Consider the following 6,000-nt stretch of genomic DNA (forward strand, 5'->3'; position numbering starts at 1 on the left):
TCCTTTGCAGATGCGTTTCATATTGCGCTTAATTCTAAGGTACTCTTGTATAGCTCCAATATCAACTCTGCAAAGTGTGGCAATTGTGCAAACGCACTGGAGTCCGGGGTTCCCGCAACTAGAGGCATCCTCCGGTAATTCATGCTATAATCGAGCGGAATACACTCAAATAATTACCGAGGTGATGAGAAGAATGGGGTTTCAGGCAGGCCAGCTTTTTGTTAATTTGCCGGTGGACAATCTGCAGAATTCGATTAACTTTTTTACCGCTTTAGGTTTTGAGTTCAACCCGCAGTATACCGATGAGAACGCAACCTGTATGATCATCAACGGCAACACCTTTGCGATGCTGCTGGTGAAGGAGTTTTTCAACACCTTCACCTCCAAGAAGATCATCGACACATCCGGTCAGACAGAAGTAATTCTGGCCATCTCTGCCTCCAGCAAAACCGAGGTGGACGAGCTGGTGCAGAAGGCGCTGGCCGCAGGCGGGAAGCCTTTTAACAATCCGGTAGATCACGGCTTTATGTACAACTGGAGTTTCCAGGATATTGACGGGCATCTGTGGGAAGTCATGTATATGGAAGAAAGCGCTCAATAAGCGGGTGAATTAGAATATGTAATGGGTCAAGAACAAGCTTCCGGAGAATTCCGGGGGCTTGTTTTGCTTTTAAAATATAAGAATTTACATGCTTCACGCTATAAATTATCCTTCTATTTCTCGCTGAAACGGATACCGTCCTTTTGAGGACGGTAAAGCCGTTTCCACTTGCGTGTTTGAGCAGCAGTACTCGGACCCCAGCGCCCTTATTTTGTCAAAAAAAGCTTTATCGCTGACGTTGCGGATTCCAGAGAACTTATTTGCCCTAAAAACGCTCCAACTACGATGATTTAGTGTAATAGCGTCATTCCGGTCCGGATGGAAGCTTTGGTGGCTCTTTGAGAGGAAATAACGTCCATGAGGTCCGTAAGCAGGTTGAAATAGCTGGGAGCATAGCGGACGTTCAGCGGATATGGGGATATAGGGGGATTTTGAGCACACAGTGCAGGTTTTGTTAACATTTTCGCAACAGATTCTTTACGATCCGCATACAAAACCTTGGAGAGTATTTAATATCCAGCTCCTATAATGACCTTATTAGTAAAATATACCTATTGTAGGCGTGATACGAAGGGATGATACGCTTGAAAAGAAGCTTGCTACACCTATCTATGAAATGGAAGTTGATTCTGGTATTCTCTGCGATAACTTTCATCTTCCTGGGGGTGGCTCTGTACCAGGGACACAAGATTAATCAGGTGGAGCTCTCTATGGAACGGCAGAAGACGGAGATGGAAAAAAGAATCACCGTTCAAACGATCACGCAGCTATTGCAGGAATTGGATGGTCTGGAAAGTTCGCTGGCCGAGTCCAGTGATGTGGAGCTTGCCGCACCTTTTAAGGACAAGCAGCAGCGGCTTACCGATGAGATTGCCAGTATGGATTTTGAACAGGAGACGCCGGCGTATGCAGAACTGCAGCTGCTCCGGACCCGGGCTGGAGAATATGCCGGGTTATTCGGGGAACTGGTCAAGACGATGGAGGATGAGAGCCTTGATCCGCTGACGGTACTAGAACAAATCGACGCCCTGCATATGAAGGCAACGGCTGTAAATCAATCGATGCTGGAGACTAACGGGAAACTATATGACGCTGCCGCGGGGAACGCTGAGAGGGCACAGGATCATTCTTTTGCACTGCTGGATCAAACGGTATCCATTGTGCTTTACGCCGCAGGTGGAGTTTTCCTGTTTACACTGGTGCTGGCCTGGCTGCTGATCCGCTCATTCTTGAGACCGGTGCGCAGGCTCCAGGATGCGTTGCGGCAAATTGCCGATGGCGATTTACGGCAGCAGATCAACTCTCCTTATAATGATGAACTGGGACGTTTGAGCTATCATTTTGACCATATGGTTACCCGGGTCCGGGAGATGCTGCGGCAGACCCTGTCCGTTGCTTCTTCCCTGGCGGATTATTCGCATTCCTTCCAGCAATCCTCATCCATTACCGCGGATACCAATCAGGATATTATCAGAACGATACAGGAAATCTCCGTGGGCGCGGATCAGCAAGCCGTTCAGTCCGAGCAAAGTGCAGTCCTGCTGCAAGAGCTGGAACGGGAAGTGGATGAGATTACGGATCATACCGATGCCATGCTCACGACAAGCGAAACGGCCAATCACAATACCCGCAGAGGGTCTGAGACGGTTACCGCACTGCAGCAGATTTCCCGGCATTCCCGTGATTCCATTGGCAGGGTGTATCAAGCGCTGGAGAAGCTGGTGGAGCAATCCCAGGATATTACCCGGATCACGAATTCCATTACCGAAATCTCCAAGCAGACAAATATCCTCTCGCTGAATGCTGCGATTGAGGCTGCGCGGGCCGGAGCTTCCGGCAAAGGGTTTGCTGTTATTGCTGACGAAGTCCGGCATTTATCGGTCCAGACCAAAGATTCCTCCATACATATCAGCGAGATTATTCATGAGCTTCAGAACAGTATGACCGACTTTCAGGGCTACATGCTGGAGACGAAAAAAAGCCTCGAACAGCAGGATCACCAGGTAGCGGAAACCCTTGCATCTTTCGAGGCGATTGACGGATCGATTACCGGAATCAGCAGACAAATTGGACAAATTCATCATAAGGTGGAGCTGACCCGGAAGATTAATTCCCGGCTTGCCGTATCCATTCACTCTGTAGCATCCGTAGCCGAGCAGACAGCTGCGGGCGTTCAGGAGGTCAATGCTTCCAGCACGCAGCAGGACAAGGCGATCCGCGATATTGCCCGGCAGGCAGTGGAAATTAACGAAATTTCGCAGCGGCTATTCACGGAAATTAATATTTTCAAAATTGAAGAGGTGACCGGGGACGTCTCGCCATCCGGTCAGCTGCTGGTATTGGAAGAACACTGGAATGAACTCAACGAACCAACGGAAAAATTACTCGCGATTGCCGAATGAAGCATTGAGCTGGGTCACCAGCTCCGGAAACCAGTCACTGAGTGCAAGGAATGGAAAGCCCGCCGAGCGGGCTTTTGTTGTATCCATATGCCAGGACTCGGTAATGCCGAAGGGAGACATATCCTCATCTGCAGCTTCGGCCTCAATCACCGCCTGCTTACCCGTGGCTGCTTCAATGATGGAGAGGATCCCCCCAATGGTAAGAGTCCCGTCCGAGCATGCATTTACCGGTCCGGTCAGTTGGGAGAAGCCAAGCCAATACAAGAAGTCCGCCGCCTCATCCGAACGGATGAAGGAGATGGCAGCCTGGGTATTCGGGATGCCGATCGGCCGGCCTTCGCGGACATGCTCGATATGAAAATGCAGCCTCCGCGTATAATCATCCGTGCCCAGCACCATGGGAATGCGCACGGTAGCCACGGGGAATGCGTTCTGCTTCAGCAAGACCGTTTCGGCCAGTCTTTTGCCCTCCTGATAGTTGAAGTCCTCCTTCGCACCTAATCGCAAGGGGTATACTTCAGGGTCGAAGTCAGCTTCGGTCAAAGCTTCCGGCCTTGGATCATAGACAGACAAGCTTGAGGTGAGGATGTACCGTTTAGCGGTGCCGGCAAAAATACGGCCTGCAGCATCAGCCTCATCCGGTGAAAAGCAGATATTGTCATAGACCACATCCCAAGAGGTATCCCCGACGGCTTCGGCAAGCGCTTTGGCGTCCGTGCGGTCCACATTCAGCCTGGAGACCTGTTCCCCGAAGTCGTCTTCCGCCCGGCCTCTGGTCAGAATCGTTACCTTGCTGTCTCCCTCCCGGAGCAGCCGTTCCACCAGCCGTTTGCCAAAAAACCGGGTTCCCCCAAGCACAAGTATGTTCCTCATTCAATACACTCCTTTATAAATTCAAATAGTTAACCAGTCTGAAGCCTTGGGTTAGGCGGCCATCCGCAGCCCGGCATGTGTGCTGCTGCGGCTAGCGGTTGAACGGCTGCTGCTGGCAAAGTGCAGCGTCTGCACGGTACCTGCGCTTACAGCCATCGTAAGTTCCGCTGAATGTTCCTGGCGGAGAAGCTCCAGCATGACAGGGATTTGACCCTGCTCATAGGCATCGGCCAGCGCCGACAAGAGTTGCCGGTAATCGGCGTCCAGCGGAACCGCAGGCCCGCCGTCCGCCGACAGATCCTCTCTAACGGTTGCGAGTGCCTGCCGTGCCCGGTGCAGCGCCGATTTCACCGCGCCTTCAGTTGTTTCAAGTTGATCCGCCGTTTCACCCGCAGAATAGCCCAGCACATCCCGCATCAGAAAGGCCGTCCGCTGCAGCGGAGACAGGTGTTTCATTAGGGCCTGAAAGGCCATTTCAATTTCGGAAATCGTTCCGCCCGTTAACGGCTCTGCCTGTGAATGCCCGCGCTCCAAAGCGCGGCTCAGGGAAGCCCGTCGCCGTGCAACATCAATCCATGTATTTTTGGCGATCCGCAGCAGCAGGGCTTCTGGATTCGGATTGGCCGGAAATTTGCCGTATCCCAGCGCCTTGGCCCAGGTCTCCTGAGCCAAATCCTCGGCTTCAATGCTGGACCGGGTAAGTGTCAGGCAATAGCGGTTCAGGACTGCTCCAAGCGACTGCAGACTTTTCTCACCGGTATGGTTAACGGTATTGTACTCTTCAAGGGTCATCACGCTTACGCATCTCCTTCTGGCTATCCCATTTAATTTGTTCCCTCTATTATATAAACGAATAGCTCATCATAAAAGATACGCATCATCCGTAAATTTAAAAATTCTGTATGTCCCGTATCCTTTGCCCGCCATGATCCGTTTACAGGGTATAAAGTTAAGGCACATTACAGGAGGTATATAAGAATGAGTATTATTCCCTATGTGATTGAACAAACGAGCAGGGGCGAACGTTCTTACGACATTTATTCCCGGCTGCTGAAAGACCGGATTGTATTCGTGGGTGCGGCCATTGACGATCAGCTGGCTAACAGCATCATTGCCCAGCTGTTGTTTCTGGCGGCGGATGAGCCGGATAAGGATATTCAGATGTTCATTAACAGCCCGGGCGGCTCAACTACCGCAGGGTTCGGAATTTATGATACGATGCAGGTAATCAAACCGCAGATAAATACGATCTGTACCGGTTTTGCGGCTTCTTTCGCTTCGCTGCTGCTGCTCTCCGGGGCTACAGGTAAACGGTTCGCCCTGCCGAACAGCGAGATTATGATCCACCAGCCGCATGGCGGCGCACAAGGGCAGGCTAGTGATATCGCAATCAGTGCCAAGCGTATTTTGCAGATCCGGGAGAAGGTTGTGCGGATTACTGCGGAGCGCACCGGACAACCGGTGGAGAAGGTCGAAAAGGATATGGACCGGGATTATTTCCTGTCGTCCGAAGAGGCGCTGGAATACGGGATTATTGACAAAATCATTACCAAACTTTAAGCGAATGGAGCGGATGGGTATGCTGGCAGCATTGCAAGGGCAAGAGGTCACTGTTAATTTTCTGGATGGTTCCAGTGTCAGAGGTGGTGTTCTGGAGGAGATCGACGAGCGGTTCGTGAAATACCGTACGGAATATCAGGTACTGTACATTCCGATCAGCTCTATCCGTGCCGTAGCCGTGGAAACGAAGGAGCGGGAGCGTCCCCGAGTCGGATTCGGGCAGTAAGACCGGAATGTTCCGCTGTAACCGGATGATCCCCGAAGCCCTACCAAGGGGTTCGGGGATTTTTTATTACCTCATTAAGTATTGTCATTGCCATTGAGAACGATTATCAATTATACTTGTTATCTAAGTTGAACTTTAGGCTTACCGACCCGGCATAGAACGCAACTGCGGTGAATGTTTGGACTTCCGGCCGCTGTTGTCTACAGATTTCTTGAACAATACCGCTCTTAGCGGTAGAAATCCGTAGACAAAGGCGGTCGCTATCGCTCCTCCAGTTCCAAAATTCCCCTCCGCTGCTTTTGCCTCTAGGTAGTTCTTTTGTTCAACTTATATAGTAA

Annotated in this window: 6 protein-coding genes; 4 read left to right on the forward strand and 2 right to left on the reverse strand. The window is 51.0% G+C overall.

The genetic code is table 11. The features are described 5' to 3' along the window. The first annotated feature begins 193 nt into the window (after positions 1-193). A complete protein-coding gene (locus ACQ76X_RS25515; protein ID WP_038589401.1) occupies positions 194-601 on the forward strand; it encodes a VOC family protein in 408 nt (135 codons plus the stop codon). A 710-nt stretch (positions 602-1,311) separates the two neighbouring features. Further along, complete coding sequence (locus ACQ76X_RS25520) at positions 1,312-3,003, forward strand: methyl-accepting chemotaxis protein (RefSeq protein WP_438496542.1); 1,692 nt, start codon at positions 1,312-1,314, stop codon at positions 3,001-3,003. On the opposite strand, the gene ACQ76X_RS25525 is transcribed toward ACQ76X_RS25520, so the two are convergent. Together ACQ76X_RS25525 and ACQ76X_RS25530 are read right to left on the reverse strand one after the other, a co-directional pair. Beyond that, positions 2,983-3,876 (reverse strand): NAD-dependent epimerase/dehydratase family protein, encoded by an 894-nt coding sequence (locus ACQ76X_RS25525; RefSeq protein ID WP_438496543.1) that lies wholly within the window; start codon positions 3,874-3,876, stop codon positions 2,983-2,985. The two genes, ACQ76X_RS25520 and ACQ76X_RS25525, sit on opposite strands and share 21 nt — an antisense overlap. Before the next feature lie 51 nt (positions 3,877-3,927). Then, complete coding sequence (locus ACQ76X_RS25530) at positions 3,928-4,668, reverse strand: sigma-70 family RNA polymerase sigma factor (RefSeq protein WP_438496547.1); 741 nt, start codon at positions 4,666-4,668, stop codon at positions 3,928-3,930. Between the two features lie 186 nt (positions 4,669-4,854). Between ACQ76X_RS25530 and ACQ76X_RS25535 the strand changes: the two genes are divergently transcribed. Continuing rightward, a complete protein-coding gene (locus tag ACQ76X_RS25535; RefSeq protein ID WP_038589409.1) occupies positions 4,855-5,436 on the forward strand; it encodes an ATP-dependent Clp protease proteolytic subunit in 582 nt (193 codons plus the stop codon). A 19-nt stretch (positions 5,437-5,455) separates the two neighbouring features. Further along, a complete protein-coding gene (locus ACQ76X_RS25540; protein WP_038589412.1) occupies positions 5,456-5,662 on the forward strand; it encodes a hypothetical protein in 207 nt (68 codons plus the stop codon). The last annotated feature ends 338 nt before the right edge of the window (positions 5,663-6,000 follow it).

It is taken from the genome of Paenibacillus sp. IHBB 3054 (genome assembly GCF_051594305.1).
Lineage (GTDB): Bacteria > Bacillota > Bacilli > Paenibacillales > Paenibacillaceae > Paenibacillus_AQ.